Origin of the sequence: Acidisphaera rubrifaciens HS-AP3, from assembly GCF_000964365.1 — a bacterium.
Lineage (GTDB): Bacteria > Pseudomonadota > Alphaproteobacteria > Acetobacterales > Acetobacteraceae > Acidisphaera > Acidisphaera rubrifaciens.
Genome location: NZ_BANB01000344.1, coordinates 1 through 411 on the forward strand (window position 1 = coordinate 1; position 411 = coordinate 411).

Consider the following 411-nt stretch of genomic DNA (forward strand, 5'->3'; position numbering starts at 1 on the left):
CAGCGCGCCGCCCCGGGATGGCGTGCCGCCGCGCGGCGGGCGGGTCCGGTGATGCGCCACGCGGTGCTGGCCTCGATGTCGCGCAGCCGTGCCTCGGCCGCGTCGGCGCGCTGCCGCGCCTCCGCCGCCGCGTCGGTCAGATGGCGGATGCGGGCCCGCAGAACCTCCGCGCCGTCCGGGTCGGCTGCAATCAGGCTATCCGGTGGGGCCACGGTCTTCTCGTATCAGGACACGTCCAACTTTGTGATACAACCGAACGGACTGCAAGCGAATGTCGCCACACGCGGGCCGATCCGATCGTCACGGGGACGGTGGCGTGGCGAGCGCGGCCGGAATAGGGTCCGGCGCGTATGCCGCCAGGCTCGCCAGGGAAAACGTCATGAGCAGCAAGCCGATTCTGTATGTCACCCG

Annotated in this window: 1 protein-coding gene; it reads right to left on the bottom strand. The window is 71.0% G+C overall.

Annotated elements, in window-relative coordinates; genetic code table 11:
* A partial coding sequence (locus B8460_RS10790) for a hypothetical protein (protein WP_048861606.1) occupies nt 1-212 on the bottom strand: 212 nt, incomplete at its 3' end.
* Nucleotides 213-411: the final 199 nt, after the last annotated feature.